The sequence below is a fragment of the Bacillus sp. LR--39 genome, from assembly GCF_053613335.1.
Map to the genome: position 1 here is coordinate 1 of NZ_JBSIOT010001653.1, position 510 is coordinate 510.

General features: G+C 41.8%; 1 protein-coding gene. It reads left to right on the plus strand.

Annotated elements, in window-relative coordinates; all coding sequences use genetic code 11:
- Positions 1–2 precede the first annotated feature (2 nt).
- Positions 3–510, plus strand: a 508-nt coding sequence (gene liaF / locus ACWHAR_RS32330) for a LiaRS two-component regulatory system accessory protein LiaF (protein ID WP_452089085.1), incomplete at its 3' end; no start/stop codon positions are given.

Sequence of the window (510 nt, forward strand, 5' to 3'; positions counted from 1 at the left end):
TTTTGCAAATTATCGGAATAGGCGATCTGCTGTTTTGGCCGCTCTTTTTTCTGATTGCCGGCTATTTCCTTAAAAAATATTCCCGTGATTGGCTTGGCTCCGTCATGTATATCTTTGCCGCGTTTCTATTTTTGAAAAACCTCTTCAGCATCACCTTTAATTTATTCGGCTATGCGTTTGCCGCATTTCTGATTTACGCCGGCTACAGGCTTGTCAAAGGGAAGCCGATATTCGAACCGAATGAGAAACAGGTCAACCTCAATAAAAAAGAACATCATGATCCGCCAAAAGATGTAAAACATCCCGACATGCGCAGCTTTTTTATCGGTGAGCTGCAAATGATGAAGCAGCCGTTTGACCTGAATGATTTAAATGTCTCTGGTTTTATCGGTGATATCAAAATCGATTTATCTAAAGCGATGATTCCCGAGGGAGAAAGCACAATCGTCATTAGCGGAGTCATTGGTAACGTTGATATTTATGTACCATCGGACCTTGAAGTGGCTGTCA